The organism is uncultured Senegalimassilia sp. (assembly GCF_934630535.1).
GTDB lineage: Bacteria > Actinomycetota > Coriobacteriia > Coriobacteriales > Eggerthellaceae > Senegalimassilia.
In genome coordinates, this window is the sequence record NZ_CAKTVU010000017.1 from 1 (window position 1) to 15,536 (window position 15,536).

Annotated in this window: 17 protein-coding genes; 13 read left to right on the forward strand and 4 right to left on the reverse strand. The window is 60.5% G+C overall.

The genetic code is table 11. The features are described 5' to 3' along the window. Positions 1 to 238 precede the first annotated feature (238 nt). Positions 239 to 1,135: an Rpn family recombination-promoting nuclease/putative transposase gene (locus Q0D52_RS08140; RefSeq protein ID WP_294381804.1), complete on the forward strand. Its 897-nt coding sequence runs from the start codon at positions 239 to 241 to the stop codon at positions 1,133 to 1,135. A 151-nt stretch (positions 1,136 to 1,286) separates the two neighbouring features. On the opposite strand, the gene Q0D52_RS08145 is transcribed toward Q0D52_RS08140, so the two are convergent. Further along, positions 1,287 to 1,835, reverse strand: a complete 549-nt coding sequence (locus Q0D52_RS08145) for a DnaB-like helicase N-terminal domain-containing protein (protein ID WP_281625125.1) — start codon at positions 1,833 to 1,835, stop codon at positions 1,287 to 1,289. A 293-nt stretch (positions 1,836 to 2,128) separates the two neighbouring features. Here Q0D52_RS08145 and Q0D52_RS08150 point away from each other — a divergent pair, with 293 nt between their 5' ends. After that, complete coding sequence (locus Q0D52_RS08150) at positions 2,129 to 2,743, forward strand: HNH endonuclease (RefSeq protein WP_294381811.1); 615 nt, start codon at positions 2,129 to 2,131, stop codon at positions 2,741 to 2,743. Positions 2,744 to 3,026: 283 nt separating this feature from the next. Here Q0D52_RS08150 and Q0D52_RS08155 read toward each other — a convergent pair whose 3' ends face one another. After that, entirely contained in the window at positions 3,027 to 3,452 is a 426-nt protein-coding gene (locus tag Q0D52_RS08155; protein WP_294381814.1) for a single-stranded DNA-binding protein, read from the reverse strand. 557 nt (positions 3,453 to 4,009) lie between these two features. Between Q0D52_RS08155 and Q0D52_RS08160 the strand changes: the two genes are divergently transcribed. The 4 genes from Q0D52_RS08160 (at position 4,010) to Q0D52_RS08175 (ending at position 7,494) form a co-directional block, all read left to right on the forward strand. Then, complete coding sequence (locus Q0D52_RS08160) at positions 4,010 to 4,768, forward strand: hypothetical protein (RefSeq protein WP_294381816.1); 759 nt, start codon at positions 4,010 to 4,012, stop codon at positions 4,766 to 4,768. 43 nt (positions 4,769 to 4,811) lie between these two features. After that, positions 4,812 to 5,693 carry an electron transfer flavoprotein subunit alpha/FixB family protein gene (locus Q0D52_RS08165; protein WP_294381820.1) on the forward strand — a complete coding sequence of 294 codons (882 nt, stop codon included), beginning with the start codon at positions 4,812 to 4,814 and terminating at the stop codon, positions 5,691 to 5,693. Between the two features lie 194 nt (positions 5,694 to 5,887). Then, the gene (locus Q0D52_RS08170; RefSeq protein ID WP_294362724.1) at positions 5,888 to 7,186 is read left to right on the forward strand and encodes an FAD-dependent oxidoreductase; all 1,299 of its coding nucleotides are present in this window, start codon (positions 5,888 to 5,890) and stop codon (positions 7,184 to 7,186) included. Beyond that, entirely contained in the window at positions 7,183 to 7,494 is a 312-nt protein-coding gene (locus tag Q0D52_RS08175; protein ID WP_294162810.1) for a 4Fe-4S dicluster domain-containing protein, read from the forward strand. Before Q0D52_RS08170 ends, Q0D52_RS08175 begins: the two co-directional genes overlap by 4 nt. 726 nt (positions 7,495 to 8,220) lie before the next feature. On the opposite strand, the gene Q0D52_RS08180 is transcribed toward Q0D52_RS08175, so the two are convergent. Then, positions 8,221 to 8,667: a PaaI family thioesterase gene (locus tag Q0D52_RS08180; protein WP_294381823.1), complete on the reverse strand. Its 447-nt coding sequence runs from the start codon at positions 8,665 to 8,667 to the stop codon at positions 8,221 to 8,223. Positions 8,668 to 9,041: 374 nt separating this feature from the next. Here Q0D52_RS08180 and Q0D52_RS08185 point away from each other — a divergent pair, with 374 nt between their 5' ends. Then, positions 9,042 to 9,968, forward strand: a complete 927-nt coding sequence (locus Q0D52_RS08185) for a LysR family transcriptional regulator (protein ID WP_294381824.1) — start codon at positions 9,042 to 9,044, stop codon at positions 9,966 to 9,968. Between the two features lie 106 nt (positions 9,969 to 10,074). Here the strand turns inward: Q0D52_RS08185 and Q0D52_RS08190 are convergent, their stop codons facing one another. Continuing rightward, the gene (locus tag Q0D52_RS08190) at positions 10,075 to 11,538 is read right to left on the reverse strand and encodes a helix-turn-helix transcriptional regulator (protein WP_294381829.1); all 1,464 of its coding nucleotides are present in this window, start codon (positions 11,536 to 11,538) and stop codon (positions 10,075 to 10,077) included. Between the two features lie 288 nt (positions 11,539 to 11,826). Here Q0D52_RS08190 and Q0D52_RS08195 point away from each other — a divergent pair, with 288 nt between their 5' ends. From Q0D52_RS08195 to Q0D52_RS08220, 6 genes are all read left to right on the forward strand, one after another. Beyond that, a complete protein-coding gene (locus Q0D52_RS08195; RefSeq protein ID WP_294381835.1) occupies positions 11,827 to 12,300 on the forward strand; it encodes a MarR family transcriptional regulator in 474 nt (157 codons plus the stop codon). After that, positions 12,297 to 12,617, forward strand: coding sequence for a multidrug efflux SMR transporter (locus Q0D52_RS08200; protein WP_294381837.1), 321 nt, complete (start codon positions 12,297 to 12,299; stop codon positions 12,615 to 12,617). The genes Q0D52_RS08195 and Q0D52_RS08200 overlap by 4 nt, the downstream gene beginning before the upstream one ends. Further along, on the forward strand, positions 12,618 to 12,989 hold the full coding sequence (locus Q0D52_RS08205; protein WP_294381838.1) for a multidrug efflux SMR transporter: 372 nt from the start codon (positions 12,618 to 12,620) through the stop codon (positions 12,987 to 12,989). It begins immediately after the preceding gene. 340 nt (positions 12,990 to 13,329) lie between these two features. After that, on the forward strand, positions 13,330 to 13,839 hold the full coding sequence (locus Q0D52_RS08210) for a phosphatase PAP2 family protein (RefSeq protein ID WP_294381841.1): 510 nt from the start codon (positions 13,330 to 13,332) through the stop codon (positions 13,837 to 13,839). After that, positions 13,839 to 13,997, forward strand: a complete 159-nt coding sequence (locus tag Q0D52_RS08215; protein WP_294381844.1) for a phosphatase PAP2 family protein — start codon at positions 13,839 to 13,841, stop codon at positions 13,995 to 13,997. Before Q0D52_RS08210 ends, Q0D52_RS08215 begins: the two co-directional genes overlap by 1 nt. 178 nt (positions 13,998 to 14,175) lie before the next feature. Next, entirely contained in the window at positions 14,176 to 15,504 is a 1,329-nt protein-coding gene (locus Q0D52_RS08220) for an MATE family efflux transporter (RefSeq protein WP_294381847.1), read from the forward strand. Positions 15,505 to 15,536 lie beyond the last annotated feature (32 nt).

The following is a 15,536-nucleotide window of genomic DNA, read 5'->3' on the forward strand; positions in this document are numbered from 1 at the left end:
CATGGCAGCGTGGTTCTCGGACAAGGATAACGCTGACACATGGCAGCGTGGTTCTCGGACAAGGATAACGCTGACACGGTACAATCTGCTCGCACCGTGCGCATCCCGCATCACGCCAGAAAGGGAGCGCACCTTGACATAGGGTAGGCATCAGAGCTTTCCCGACCGCGCCCTTAGCGGATGCGGCGACCAACCAGTTTGGCCGCCGCTGAAGCGACGGCCGGAAAGGAGAAAGAGCATGCAAGCCATCATCGAAGATAAGGCGAAGGAGCCGGGCTTCACCAACTCTGTCGTCTTCAACCTCGTCATGCGAAGGAACCCAGATCTTTGCAAAGGGGTCGTTGAAGCCGCCCTCGGGTTCGAGCTATCTAAGATCTCGTACATCGAGACGGAGAAGACGATCCAGCCAAAGCTGACGAGCAGGAACGTCCGCCTCGACGTCGTCGCAAAAGCCGACGGCAAGATGATCGACATCGAGATGCAGGTAGCCTACGAGCCGTCGCTGGCGAGACGGGCGAGATACTACGAATCGGCGATGGACACCGATGCGTTGAAGTCGGGCATTCCCTACCATGAGCTCCCGGAAAGCTACGTCATCTTCTTCTGCAAAGGCGCACCGTTCGGAAAAGGCTGCGCGGAACGTCGCTTCGCTATGATGGATGCGCTGCACCCGACGGAGAAGATGGCGCTTGACGACGGCAGGACCGTCGTCGTGCTGTCGGCCGGTAATTGGGCCGAGGCCGAGAGCTCTTCGTTGTCCAGGTTGCTAAAATACATCCATACCGGAAACGTTGACGACGGCTCGGACGACTTGACATCGAGGTTGGAGAACGCCGTGCGCGAGCTTCGAGAGGATGAAGACAACATGGGCTATATGACCTTAGCGGAGCAGTTGGAGATCTTAGAGCGAACTGCAGACGAGAAGCTGGCCGAGAAAGACGAGCAGCTGGCCGAGAAAGACGAGCAGCTGGCCGAGCAACGCCGGCAGCTGGCCGAGAAAGAAGAGCAGATCGGCCGAGGGCAATCCATCAAAGAACTTGCCGTTCGTCTCATTTCCGAGGGGCGCGGCGAGGAGTTCATGGAGGCAGCGTCAGACGATGCCGCGATGGAGCGCCTTCTCAACGATGGAGAATAGCCTACCCTGAAAGGAGCGCCGAGAGCCCTGCGGATGTTTCCGCGGGGCTCTCCTATTGCACCATAAGCAGAGGAAGCGACCAGAGAACGATGAAGGGAGGCGGATGATCGCCTCCCTTCTGCGTTTCCCCTTTGCGGCGTTCACCGGCCGGTCATTGTCTGAGTCCACAGCAGGGGCAGTACGTAGCCCCGGCCGGAACGCTCCCGCCGCACCCTTCGCACTTCGACGGTGCTGAAATAGGCCTTTGCGCCATCATCAGCTGCCTCGAGGCTCCTGCTATGCCGCTCATCGCCTGTTCGATCACGCTTGCGGGGTCTTCCTTTGCGGACACCCCTGCGTCAATGAGAGCCGCGACGCGTTCGAGCTGGTTCAGGACCGACATGGTCTTCACGATGCGGGCATGGCTTGCCCAGTTGGTGATAGCGAACGAGCAGGAGGCGAGATCGAGGATGTAAGACGCGCCCCCGATCTGCTCAAGGGCGCCGTGGGTGTCCAAGAAGTGCTTCAGCGTGAGCTGGTCGATGGGCTCGCCTTGGTCGGCGATGCCCTCCATCGCCTTCCAGATGACCTGGTGAGCGCTTCTCCCGAAATCGGTCGGTCGAAGGATGCCCCGGGCCGCAGGGAAGACAGATGGGTCGAGGATGGCCGCCGCGAGCACAGACTTCTCCGCTTCGACCTCGATTAAGAGCTTCTTCTCCATGGTTCCGTCCTTTCGCGCCGCCGTGCGGCAGCGCATAGAATGCCTGCCGCACCTGCCGTTCGCTTGCCGTTGTCAAGGATCAGCGCGCCTTCGGGCGTTGTGCCGGGCGCACGGTGCGACGACATCATAACATGTGCGAAAGCTGTGCGAAAATCGGGTGCATCGCCGACAAAGCCGAACGCGCAGAGCGCCGGCTGATTAGCGCGGCGATATACGTTAGGCCAGGTCAATCAACGCTGCCACATGGCAGCGTTGTATTCGTCTGAGGATAACTGCGAGAGAACGGAGGGGCTATGGCGAGGCGAAACGGCTGGAAGGTTGAGATCAAGAAACCGCGGATGTGCTTCACCCGATTCTCATACGAGCGGTATCCCGCCTTCAGGTACGTGAAGGACGGGAAGCGGGCATACCATTGGGAGGCCACAGGGCTTTCCGAGGGCGAAGCGAAGCGCTACGAGGAGGCGGCGCGCAGGGACGGCTATTCGGTGAGGGCGCTCCCTCCGGCCCTTCTCAGGTCGTCGGGCTACCGCCGCGAGTTCGTGTCGCGAAACCCAGGCCCATGGCGTTGCCGTTATTGCGGCAGGGCGCTGCGCCGCGACGAGGACATGGAGGTAGATCATCTGGTTCCCGTGGCCGCCGCTCAGAGGTCTCCTGTCGCGCGCCAGATTCTGGCGAGCATCGGCGCGGAGAGCGTGAACGATGCGCCGAACCTCGTCCCGAGCTGCCACGCATGCAACGCTAGGAAAGGAAGCAAGACGGGCCTTTGGCTGATTCGCGGCGTTTTGGGAGCTCATCGGTCGTATTGGGTCGTCCTCCGCATCGCGCAGGCCCTTCTTCTCGCTCTTTGCCTTTGGCTCGTTTTCGGGGGAGGGTTTGCTCGCGCAGCCTGCATTCTGCGTTTCTGCTAAGCGGCGTCTTTCGAGCTCTGCGAGACCTAGACCGCAAAAACCCAGGTCAATCAACGCTGCCATGTTGGCAGCGTTATAGCTGCACGAGGATATTCACGCTATCAAATTCCGGTATGTGGATCGTTGCGGGAGACTGTTGGCGCGTCGAGCGAGGGGAGTGGGCCGCGGCGATATGCCGCGGCCCTCGTGCCGTCTCATCCGATCCTACCAAAGCGGCGGCAGGGAAAGAGCCATCGAAATGGCTATATCCTCAGCTTCGCGATCGAGGCTTCCGCACCCGTTCCTAGAAGACGACGTCTTCGTCGTAATAGGGGACGTTGACGGTGTCGTAGCCGCCTGCTGCAGACGAGCCTTTCGCGGCGGATGCCGAGACGGCACCGCTTCGCGGGGGCAGCTCGACCTCCTGCACCTGAACCTCGATCTTGCTGTGCGCCTTCCCGTCCTTCTCCCATCGGCTGTAGCGAAGCTTCCCGCCGACGGTCACCTTCGTTCCCTTTTTCAGATAGGGAGCCAGGGCGGGGGGCCTTTCATTCCCGCTTATGAAGCAGGGAATGAAATCGGTGCGATCCTCCCACTGGCCGGTGCTGGCGTTCTTCTTGCGGTCGCCGACCGCGAGGGTGAAGGACAAGACGGCCCACCCCGACTGCGTCGTGCGCAGCTCGGCATCTCGGGTGATGTTTCCTGTGATTCCGACATGGTTGTAGGACATGGTTCTACCTCCGTTCTGCGCACAGACGAACCGGCCGGGCGGCCGCACTCTGATAGGTTCGGTTTTCAACGTGCGCGATAGTCCTGCTGGCATTTGCGAGAACAGGTGCAATCTCAAAGTAGCATCACCTGACAAGCCGGTCAAAAAATCGAAACGTCTGGTTTGTTGTGGTTATTTCGTGTGGTCGGCGTGCTTAATTCTCCACAACTATTTTCGATGCCTTCATCTTCGACTTGCAACGCCATCGCCATGATGGCCTTCCTTCGTATGCATTTCCCAGCGATAGCAATTCCAAACCCCTACGTCCATTTACGACTAGCTAATAGCTGACTATAAGGCGGTACCACCATAGTTAAAAATTAAGTAAGCGGGTATTCACGGGTATTTGGCGATGACAGGTAGGGTGAGGGAGCGCAAGATGGCCCTGTCACGTAAGCGACCCGCCGAAACGAACAGGCATCACGCAAGCACGGATGCACAACCCGAGAAGGGAAGTTGGAGCGGGCGCTTCGAAGGAAAAGTACCTCTGTAACAAGTGTATGAAGGGAAGGCTCAAGATGAAGATAGCCGCTGCATTCAAGGTGGTTCCTGACGATCAGGACATCAAGGTCGCCGGTGATCGCACGCTGGATTATTCCAAGGCGAAGAACACCATCTCCGTGTACGACCTGAACGCTCTGGAGGTGGCTGCTCAGCTGGCCGCCGAGGTCGATGGCTCCGCTGCTGTGGCCATTACCGCGGGTCCGGCTTCCATCGACGAGGCCAAGCTCAAGAAGAGCGCTCTGGCCCGTGGCGTTGAAGAGCTGTTCATGACCGCCGACGACGCCTGCGCCAGTATGGACGCCAAGGCCACCGCTGCCGAGCTGGCCAAGCTGGTCGCTCAGGTCGGCGACGTGGACCTGGTCGTGTGCGGCGACGGTTCCGCTGACAACTACGCTCAGCAGGTCGACGTGCAGCTGGCTTGCAAGCTGGGCTGGCCCGTGGTGAACGCCGCCACGAAGATCACCTGCAAGGGCGACGCGCTCGAGGTCGAGCGCACGCTCGAGGATGCCGTCGAGGTCGTCGAGGTCTCCCTGCCGGCCGTCGTGTCCGTCACCCCGGACGCCGCCGAGCCCCGCATCCCGGGCATGAAGGACATCCTGGCAGCCGGCAAGAAGCCGATGAACGTCGCCGGTGCTTCCGACGTCGCAGCCGCCGCCATCGAGGTTCTCGACTGCAAGGCTCCCGAGCAGGCCGACCGTAAGCTGGAGATCTTCGACGCTTCCGAGGACGGCGCTATCGACAACTTCGTGGCCGCCATCAAGGCAGCCCTGTAGGCCTAGGCGTAAATCAAGCAAAAGAAAGGCAGAGTGGATACTCATGAAGGCATTGATCATCGCTGAGCACGCAGCTGCGGCCGCAGAGCTGGTTGCAGGCGCTCGCACCATGGCCGACGAGGTCGTGGCCATCTCCTTCGGCGGCGCTTACGAGTGCGGCGCCGACAAGGTGCTCAACATCACCGTTCCCGAGGGCCTGACCGTTGACTCGGCCGTCGAGACCGTCAACGCCGCGTTCGACGCTGAGAACCCCGAGGTCGTCCTGGTGGAGGCTTGCCGCCACATGAAGGTCATCGCCGGCAGCCTGGCGTTCCACGCCGACACCGCTGTCATCACCGACGTCACCGCCTTCGAGGGCGAGGGCGCCAAGAGCATGTACTTCGGCGGCATCGCCGAGCGCGTGCAGAAGGCCGCTGGCAACGTCGCCATCTACACCGTCGGCGCTGGCGTGTTCGATGGCGCCGAGGGCGCTAACGGCTCCGTTGCCGAGCAGGAGTGGGTTGCCCCCGCTCGCCCGGTGAAGGTCGTTTCCTCCCAGGTCATCGAGAAGAGCGGCGTGAACCTGTTCAAGGCCGACGTCGTCGTGGCCGCCGGCCGCGGCTTTACCGAGGAGTCTCAGCTGTCCCTGGCCAACGACCTGTGCGACAAGCTGGGTGCCGGCCTTGCCTGCTCCCGTCCGCTGACCGAGGGCGTCAACTGGCTGCCGACCGAGCGCTACGTCGGCGTTTCCGGCCTGATGCTCACCCCGAAGGTCTACATCGCCGCCGGCATCTCCGGCCAGATGCAGCACATGGTCGGCTGCAACCGCTCCGGTGCCATCTTCGCCATCAACAAGGACAAGAACGCTCCTATCTTCAAGCAGTGCGACTTCGGTCTGATCGGCGACATCAAGGATGTCCTGCCGGCCATCACTGCGGCTCTGTAAGGAGACTCCTTCCGCACCGCGCTCCTCGCGTAACCCTTGCGCGACAACCTCTCCTTAAGGTTCGACCCCTCCAAAGATTCGACCCCTCCAAAAGATGACACCCCTTTACATCTTTGCCAATGGAGCGCGATGCGGGAGTCTCAATAGTTAATGAATTGGCGGCCGTGATCGGCCGCCAATGAAAGGATTTCTCCATGTCAGATTTCGACATCATCGTCGTGGGATCTGGCTGCGCGGGCGGCGTGGCGGCTTACGTTGCCGCATCCGCCGGCAAGTCCGTCCTGGTCGTTGAGCGCGGCAACTTCGCCGGTGCCAAGAACATGACCGGCGGCCGCATCTACTCCCACTCCCTCAAGCAGGTCTTCCCCGACTTCGAGTCCGAGGCCCCCGTCGAGCGCAAGATTACCCACGAGCGCATCGCGCTTCTGGACCCGAGCTCGCAGATGGCCATCGACTTCACCTCCTCCGAGCTGGGCGAGGAGGGCAAGGACTCCTACTCCGTGCTGCGCGGTCCCTTCGACCAGTGGCTGGCCGAGAAGGCCGAGGAGGCCGGCGCCGAGTACATCTGCGGTATCGCCGTCGAGGAGCTTATCAAGGACGAGTCCGGTCGCGTGACCGGCGTGCGTGCCGGCGACGACGAGATCACCGCCGAGGTGGTCATCCTGGCCGAGGGCACCAACTCCATGCTTTCCGAGCGCTGCCTGGGCAACGCCCGTCCCAAGGCCAATCAGATGGCCGTGGGCATCAAGGAGGTCTTCGAGCTTCCCGCCAACGTCATCGAGGACCGCTTCCTGGTTCCCGAGGGCGAGGGCGCTGCCATGCTGTTCGTGGGCGACTGCACCAAGGGCAGCGTCGGCGGTGGCTTCCTGTACACCAACAAGGAGTCCATCTCCCTGGGTCTGGTCGCCACCATCTCCCTGGCTGCCGATGGCTCCCGCAACGAGGTCCCGGTCTACCAGATGCTCGAGGACTTCAAGAACCACCCGGCCGTGGCCCCCATCATCCGTGGCGCCAACATGATCGAGCATTCCGGCCACATGGTGCCCGAGGGCGGCTACAACATGATCCCGAAGTACGTCTTCGACGGCTGCCTGATCGCCGGCGAGACCGCGGGTTTGTGCATGAACATGGGTTACCAGGTGCGCGGCATGGACTTCGCCGTGGCATCCGGCCGCATGGCCGCCGAGGCGGCCGTGGCCGCCATCGACGCCGGTGACACCTCTGCCGCGGGCCTGGCCTCCTACAAGACGGCCATGGAGGGCTCGTTCGTGATCCAGGACCTGCGCACCTTCTCCAAGTGGCCGCACGTCATGGAGGAGTGGGGCAGCATGTTCACCGACTACCCGGTGATGGTCAAGGAGGTCTTCAACGCGATGTTCAGCGTCGACGGCGCCCCGCAGCAGCCGCTGATGAAGCGTATGAAGCCCATCATCAAGAAGCGCGGCATGTTCAAGCTCGGCCGCGAGGTCATGAAGGCGGTGAAGGCGCTGTGAGCAAGGTTTGCGAGATCACGGTCAACGTCGACGAGGCGCTGTCCGTCAACAAGTACGAGGTCGACGAGGAGACCCCGCACATCGAGCTGGCAGAGGACGACGGCTCCGAGGCCTACAACGAGGAGTTCCTCAAGCTGGTCCGCGTTTGCCCTGCGGCCCTGTACAAGATCGATGAGGACGGCGTGAAGTCCTTCGACTACGCCGGTTGCCTGGAGTGCGGCACCTGCCGTATCGCCTGCGAGGGCACCATCGTCAAGAAGTGGGTCAACCCCGGCCCGACGATGGGCATCGAGTACCGCTGCGGCTAGGAAACGGCCGGTACCGGAGTGAATCTTCGGTTAGGGCGCGGCCTTGAAGCAAGGTTTCGGGCCGACTGCCCGCCCCGAGATGCGGCGGAGACGTGTCGCTTCGGCTTGGGAACAGCCTGAGCAGGCGCGCGCCTTGGCTAGGGAACGACCTACGCTAAAAGCGCCCCTCGGGCCGATCGCCCGTCCCGAGATGCGGCTTTGGGAGCGATCCCGCGCCGTGATGGCGAGAACAATCGCCCATTCCTGTCCTTGAGCGGCAGGTGCGGGCACAGGTCGGCGCTCACCTTTGGTGGTGGGCGCGGGCATTGAAAGAGGGAGGGTCCTTACGGGCCCTCCCTCTTTTGCGTTTGGGGGAGGGTTTCCGGTATCTGCTGCCAAAAACTTCGCGAGTGCGTGTAAATGCGGCGTTGGATTTGCTTTCGAAGCCGTTTTACCCGTCGCTTCGCTAGCGTGCCGATGATTCGATTGCGTTCGTTACAGAAACCTCGTCGTTGGCGAGGATGGTTGCTGATACGAACACGCACTCGCGCATTATTTGGCAGCAACGGTCCGATAGGGCACCGAATCGGGATTCCGGCACCCCTGCGCGCGGGCTCGGCCTCCCCATTTGCTGCCGAATCGGGTGGCAAATCAGGCTCCAGCGACTCAGCGTGCGAGTTGTCTACCCATTCGCCGTATTACAAGCTGCCACATCGGACTTGAGCACCCCTGCGCGCGGGCTCGCCGCTATCCTCTCGTTGTCGAGGAGGATGCCGAATCAGATTCCAGCGGCCCCAGAAGGAACATCGTGAACGTGCTTTCGGCAACTAGCTTGTCTTCCGTCGTTTTGATATCCACGTGGCACACCGTGGTGGTGCGGCCTTTGTGCGTGGTGTTCGCGCTTACGGTCAGCAGCTGCGGTTTCACGGCGCGGATGAAGTTGGTGGCGCAGCTGATGGCCACATTGTTCATGCCGTACGCATAGGTGGCCATGCCCGCTGCGGCCTCCAACATGCAATTGACGAACCCGCCGAAGATGGTGCCGTGGTAGTTGCATTGGTCTTGCGGCACATCGATCCGATAGACCACGCTGCCGGGATCGGCGCTAACGATGGTTACCGCCTGGCGGAAATCCTGTTGGGGCGGGATGTTGCTCATCAGCCCTTCGATAAGGTGCGGTGTGAGCTCGGTCATGTGCTGCCTCCTTATATATCGTCTTCCGTTAGGTAACTTACCTTGTTCGCTGGTGCAAGAAGATGGTCGATATGGCAAAAATGGGTAAATATCAAGGATGTTTGCAAGATATATTTGTTACGTCTCATCTTAGATTATGCAAATATATACACGAATCATAAGGTGTGATGGCTGTTGCCCATTGCTCTGCATTGCGGTAACGTATGGTTAGCGGTATTGCATATATTCGCCGCATGAATTAAAGAGGCTCGGAATAGGATGCATTTTCTATCAGTTTTCGTATAATCGATAAAATGGGTCTGCAAGGGTCGTGTTGGAATGGGGCGGAGGCCCTCGTTGGGAAGTAGGCTGTTCGCAAGGAACGGAGTATACCGATGAACCTGTCTCAGCTGTACTATTTTTCGAAGCTTTCGGAGCTGGAGCATTTCTCCAAAGCTGCCAAGGAGCTTTATATCACCCAGCCCTCGCTGTCTCATGCCATTAAGTCGCTTGAGACCGAGCTAGGGGTGCAGCTCTTCGAGCGCGAGGGCCGTCGTATGCGCCTTACGCCGTTCGGCAAAGAGTTCGCCACGTACGTCAAGCGCGGGCTCCGCGAGATCGACAAGGGCGTCGAGCGTGCGCAGGAGTTCAACGGCAAGCTTGGCGGCACGGTCAATATCGGCGCGGTGCTCACCGTGCAGGGCGACTATCTTCCGCCGCTGTTCCATGACTTTTCCGAAAACTATGGCAAAGAAGTCAAGCTCAACATGTTCCAGGGCTTCAGCATTCCGCTTGTCGAGGGCTTGGAGAACGACAAATACGATGTGGTGTTCGCTGCGGCAAGGGAGCAGAAACCGAATCTTTGCTACGTGCACGTGCTCTCTCATGAGCTGGTGCTGGTGGTTAACAAGGACAACCCGCTTGCGCAGCGTGACTCCATCAGCATCTCCGAGCTTTCCGGTTGCGAGCTTCATACGTATCGCTTGGGCACGCCTATCGGCGAAGAGGTTAACGACCTGTTGGCCGAGCACAACCTAGCTGCGAAGCATGACTGCGAGGACGAGGTGTCCTTAGGCGGCATCGTTTCCGCCAGGCCCGATGAGATGGCGCTGGCTACGTTTACCATCGGCCTGAAAGCGTTCAGCCATCTTCGCTTCCTTCGGGTAAAGGAGGCACCGCAAGATTTCCATCCAATCTACCTTATTTATAAGAGGGATGCGTATCGTAGCTGCGCTGCCGAGCGTTTCATCCAATTCACGCAGGACTGGGTGGCCCCCAAGGATGCGATTCCCAGGACCGACAATCTTGAAGCCGGAGTTTGATTGGATAAGACCATGTAAAGGGCGTCTGCTTAGCGGACGCCCTTTCTCGTGTTGCCTGCCGCGATTCCCTAACTTGGATTCCTGCTTGCGCGGTCGGGTTACGCCGCTAGGCCTTCTTGTCGTCGTCGGACCCGGTGCGGTTGATGTAGTCGATCAGCTCGGAGCGCTTGTGGATGCCCACTTTCTCGTAGACGTGGCGGATGTGGGTGTTCACCGTATACGGCGAGATGACCAGCTTCTTCGCCACGTTGTCCGTGGTGAAGCCGCGGGCGATGAGCATGACGATCTCGGTCTCGCGAGCCGACAGCGAGAACTCGGCGGCCAGCTCCTTGATGCGGTGCTCTTGGCTGGACTCGGTCGCCGGCGGTGCCATGAGCTGGGTGATGTTGTACTCCTGACGCACCAGCGGGATGATGACGGCGGCAAGGATGCACACGAATATCAGCGATGTGGGGTCGGTTGCCACCTTGGCGAAGGCAGGGTTCGCCTCGTAGTACAGCGCGATGGCATTGCCGACCGCGATGCCCAGGCGGATGAACGCTCCGCTAAAGCCGAACGCGAAGCCGACGGGAACGTAACCTTTCACTCCCAGCACGCCGAAGTACATGATCAGCAGCACTTCGAAGATGGACACGGCCGCCAGCACCACGAAGAACGAGGGAACGAAGAACCTCTCGCCCATCAGGAACAACGCGAACGAAGCGATGGCGATGATGATAAGCCAGGGGAAGGTGCGGTAGATGTTCAGGCGGTCATTGGTCAGGCCGCAAATCACGCCGATGATGCACAGCAGGGTTGCCCCGCCGATGGAGCCGAACGTGAAGGCGTACTCGCCATACGGCAGGTTCTCCCACGGGATGATGGCAACTAGGAAATAGCAGGCCACCGACGCGACGAACGTGGTGCCGCACACCACGATCATGGGCTTGAGGGCGCGGTTAGCGGTACTTTTCGGCAGCAGCGTGGGGTAGGGCATGTCCTTGGCGATGGTGGCGCCGCGCGCGAACAGCAGGCCTGCGGCAAGCGGCATGAGCGTGATGAGCACCGAGGATACCCCGGTGGGAAGGACGAAGCAGATCAGCGAGCATACCAGCGTGACCAGGCCGACCGTGGTGCCGATATAAGACACGGAGAACGACGTCTTTGTGCGCGAGTACAGCTCGCCCCACATGATCCATAGGATGGCGTTCGTGATGCCGACCATCGCGGCAAGCGCGTAGGCGATGAGGTCGGTGGGGAAGGAGAACGCGAACAGGGTGAGCGCGAGCGTGCAGATGACGGCTACGGCGGTGGCCGTCCAGAGCATCCACGGGATGTCGCAAAGGCGGCGCTTCCTGCCTAGGGCGAAGGCGATGACGATGAACGAGACCGCAGCTGATACGAGCGCGATCAGCCACGACCACGTAACGCAGTCGTCGAGCAGCTGCGCTCCGACGAACGAGTCGTGCAGGAACCATAGGTTGTAGTGCCATGCGAGCAGCAAGGCGAAGCCGACGAACCTGCGGGTCGGGTGGTCGGGCGAATTGATCTCCGATTCCACTTTCTCCGGAACAAGTTCCTTGATATTCATGTGCGTTTCCCCCTTTAGCGCACGTCGAACGGTTGGCGGATGATCTGATTGTTTGTGGCCAAATGGCCTGTTTGCCTGAAGTTCAGATTGTATCGTGTTCCCGCATTTTTTCGAGTAAATTTCGGCAATGTATGCCGATTGTTGATGGATTTTTTACCGTTGATGCTCCTTGAATGAGAGCCATCCAAGCGAATCGGCTAGATGTGATGGCGCGCTTGGCGCTAATGGGTCCCCTGACATCTCATGTTGATTCCGTGCGGGCGAGCGCAAAAAGTCAATCAGCAGACTATGATAGTCAACAAGTGGACCAACTCGAAGGGAGGCAAGATGCTGCCTGAGGAATTCTCGAAGGAAATGTGGGACTGCTGGCGCGACGTTGCGGTCGCGTACAGCGCGTTCGCTAAGAATATGGGCGTCGATACCAGCGAGCTGTACGTCGTCGATGCTCTGTGGGATGAGCCCGAAGGCCTTTCGCAGCGGTCCATCTGCGAGATGTGCGACATGGGCAAACAGACGGTCAGCGCTATCTGCAAGCGCCTTGCCGCGCGCGATGTCGTGGTCGCGCGGGCAAGCGAGGTCGACAAGCGCGAGCGGATCATGGCGCTCACCGCCGAAGGGCGCGAGCAGTGGCGCCCGCCTGTCGAGCGCATGCGCGAGCTTGAGCTGAAGGCGGCAGCCGCGATCAGCCCCGAAGAGGGCGAGCTGTTCGTCAAAGTGGTCAGGTTGTATGCGAAAACGTTCCAAGAAGGGGTACAACAATGAGCCCGTATGCGCTGTTGGGTTTGTCAGTGCTCTTCGAGGTGTTCGGCGATACGTGCATGAAGCTTTCCGACGGTTTTCGCCGCAAAGTTCCCATCATCGGAATCGCGGTGGGCTATGCCGTGTCGTTTTACGCGCTTTCGCACGTGTTCGCGTCCTTGCCCTTGGGCTTGGCGTACGCGATTTGGACGAGCGCGGCGGTTGCGCTGACGGCTGTGGTCAGCCGTATCGTTTGGAAAGAGAAGTTCAACGCGAAGAAGATCGCGGGCATCGCGCTCGTCATCTTCGGTGTGGCATGCCTGCGATTGGGGGCGATGTAAGTGAAGAACGCGTCCATCGTGCAGCTGTCGTTCGCCATCGTGTCCGAGGTGCTCGGCACCACGTTCATGAAGCTGTCCGACGGCTTCACCCACCCGGTGTTCGGCCTGGTCACCGTCGTGTGCTATGTCACGTCGTTCGTGCTGTTGACGCTTGCGTTGAAACACCTGAGCCTGGGGATGGCCTATGGCATCTGGGGCGGCGTCGGCACGCTTTTGACCACGCTCGTCGGCATCGCGGTGTGGAACGACCCATTCTCCGTTGTCGTCGGCATCGGGATGATTGCGGTGGTGGCAGGCATAGCCCTGCTCAGCAAAGGAACCCAAGAAGCCGAGGAAGCCGCCGCAGCCGAAGCGGCAGAAGCGACCGCCTAGCTCGGACGTTTCGGGGGACGTGTCTTTATGCGTCCGGAATGCGTCGCCGTGGCGGCAAGGCGAAGAAAACCCCGATGAGGAAAGCGAAGGCACCCGGCAGGAGAAAGCCCGTGTGGACGAAGGGTCGCTGCGTGAAAAGGTGCGGTGAGTTGCCATGCGGGGTTGTGACGCCCGGTCGTGGGAATAACGACTCGTTGCCGAAACGTTGCGCGTGGCTGCATATACGTTAAGCTTCGTTTAGCGAAATCCAAGGGGCAGGACGGCCAGGGCCGCCCTGCCCCTTACCATGCTTTCCGTTTGCGATTTCGGCCCATGCGGCCGGGCGAAGGAGTTGAACAGGGTGGGGAACGCGTCGGGAATCGGCGGAGCTGCGCGAAGCCTTTCGCGCTACGTCAAGGAGAACCGCACGCTGGTGGTGACGTCGGTGTGCGCCATCGTGCTGGTGATGCTGCTGGAGAACGTGCTTGACCAGGAGAGCATGAAGCTCGACGCGGCGGCATGGTGGCTGTTCGGTGAGCAGCTGCGCCAACCGTGGCTCACGCCCATCATGGAAAGCTTCTCGGCGCTCGCCACGCCGGTGACGTTGCTCGTGGTGCTCGGCGTTGCCGCGGCCTTCACTCCGGTCAGGCGCCCGGGCTGGTGCAACGTGCTGAACCTAGGCCTGGTGGTGCTGCTGAATCAGGCGATGAAATTCGTCATCCAACGTCCGCGCCCCGATGTGCTGCGCCTGGTCGACGTATCCGGGTTCAGCTTCCCCTCGGGGCATTCCATGGCCGCGATGGCCGTTTTCGGCCTGCTGGCGTGGTGCGTATGGCGCTACGAGCGCAACCCCGCCGCCGCATCGCGCTGATGTGCTTGTTCGCCCTGGTCATCGTGATGGTCGGCATAAGCCGCATCTACCTGGGGGTTCATTACGCCAGCGACGTCCTGGGCGGCTTCTGCGTCTCGACCATCTGGCTGGCGCTCTACACCAAGGTCATAGCCCCAGCCCTCGGCCTTATCGAGTAAGGTGGTCGGCGCATCCTTTCGCCAAGTCCCTCGATGCCCCCTTCCCGCTTTGTGTGGTTTCCATGCTTGATTGGTGACAAAGGTCAAACAATAGACTAAACAGTCAATGGTTAGACTACTATGACCGGTCGTCAGTTCAACTCGAAACACCGTCACGACCGTAAGAGGGATCAAAGGCATGGATGTCCTTTCGCAACATTTCACGAAAAGCAAGCTATTGAAGTACACGTTGTCGACCATGGCTATGATGCTCGTCAGCTCGGCATACGGCATCATCGACGGCCTGTTCGTCTCCAATCTGGTCGGCAAAGATGCGCTGGCCTCGATGACCATCGTCTTGCCGTTCACCGTTATCCTGTCTGCGTTGGGCATCATGATGGGCTCGGGCGGCAGTGCGGTCGTTGGGCAGCTTCTGGGCGCCGGCGACGGGAAGGGCGCGAATCGCGCGTTCTCGCTCATAGCTTGGACGACGTTTATAGCCGGCGTGGTTTGCTCGGTTCTGGGCATAGCCTTCATGGATAAGGTGGTTGTGCTGCTCGGCGCGTCTGCCGAGATGGCGCCCATGGCCGCAACGTACGGCAAGATCGTCTTCCTGTGCCTGCCGATGTTCATGCTCACCTATGTGTTCGAGATGTTCTGCTCCGTGGCGGGCAAGCCCGGCTTCGGGTTCCTGTTGTCGCTTACTGCGGGCGTGGTTAACATCGGCTTGGATGCAGTGCTCATGGGCGTGTTCGGCATGGGGATCGAAGGCGCCGCCACGGCAACCTGCATCGCCGAGTATTCGTCGGCAACGCTTATGGTCATCCTGTTCGCACGGGGCAAGGTCGGCGTTTTGAAGCTCGTGCGTCCTCGTCGGGTGCACGGCGTGCTGCAGCGCTCGATCGTCAACGGCGTTTCCGAGATGGTTGGATGCGCTGCCATGTCGGTGGTCGCTGCGGCGTACAATCTGCAGCTCATGAATCTGTTCGGTCCCGACGGCGTTGCCGCCTATGCGGTCATCGAGTACGCATCGATGCTGATCGGTGCGGCGCTCGGCGGCCTTACCGAGGGCATGGCTCCGCTGATGAGCTATCAGCACGGTGCGGGAAACAACCACGAGAAGCGCAGCTTGTTCGGCAACGGCGCCACGCTTACGGCGGCGATGGGCGTTGGGGCGTTCCTTGCTGCTCAGCTTCTGGCGCAGCCGCTGGCATTCGCGTTCACGGGTTACGATGGCGCGTTGATGGCGCTGACGATCCACGCGTTCCGCATGTACAGCATCGCGTTTCTGCTGATGGGCGTGACCTATTTCGGCTCGGTCATGTTCACGGCGGTGGAGAACGGCAAGATCTCGGCGTTGATTTCCTTCGTCCACACGTTCGTTTTCGAGCTCGGTTTGGTTATCTTGCTGCCTGTGATTTTCGGCGCGGATAGCATCTGGTGGTTGATCATCGTGGCGGAGACTGCTGCCAGCATCCTGACCATCGGATTGGTGGCGCGCCACGCAAAAGGCTACGGCTGGCGCTAAAGCGTGCAGCTGCAGGGGCCCTGGCATTTCGC